At 51.5% G+C, this 563-nt stretch carries 1 protein-coding gene; it reads right to left on the minus strand.

Features of this window, described 5'->3' with window-relative positions:
* Positions 1-563: PHP domain-containing protein (locus B3182_RS05565; protein WP_292751902.1), on the minus strand; the 563-nt coding region annotated here is incomplete at both ends.

The following is a 563-nucleotide window of genomic DNA, read 5'->3' on the forward strand; positions in this document are numbered from 1 at the left end:
ACATCGTTGGTCGCCACCACCGGCAAGTCTAGCTCACTGGCCAGTTGCAACGCCTGTTGAATATAACGTTCTTCATCATCGCGGCCAGTTCGCACCAGCTCCAGATAAAAGCGATCTGGAAACAACTGCATCCACTGTCTGGCCAATTGTTCAGCTTCTGTTTGTCGACCGCCCAACAAGTCACGGCCTAACAACCCTTCACGCCCGCCACTTAAACAAATCAACCCGTCAGTTTGTCCATCAAGCCATTCAGGTTCCAGCATTGGCACACCTAAATGCTGTCCTTCTGTATAGGCTCTTGAAATCAATCGTGACAAGTTGTGATAGCCCTTCATCGTGCTGCACAGCAACACCATACGCAGGCTTTTTTTGCTGTCACTGCTGTCCCGCAGCCGGATATCGGCACCAAGAATAGGTTTGACCCCGGCTTGCATTGCAGCGCTGTAAAGTTTTACGGCGGCAAACAGGTTATGTTGATCGGTAATGGCAATTGCAGGCATGCCAGAGGCAGCCGCTGCCTTGACCAGCGGTTTGATACGGACCAGTCCGTCAACCAGAGAATA

The sequence above is a fragment of the Methylophaga sp. UBA4204 genome, assembly GCF_002379485.1.
In the GTDB taxonomy this organism is placed as follows: domain Bacteria; phylum Pseudomonadota; class Gammaproteobacteria; order Nitrosococcales; family Methylophagaceae; genus Methylophaga.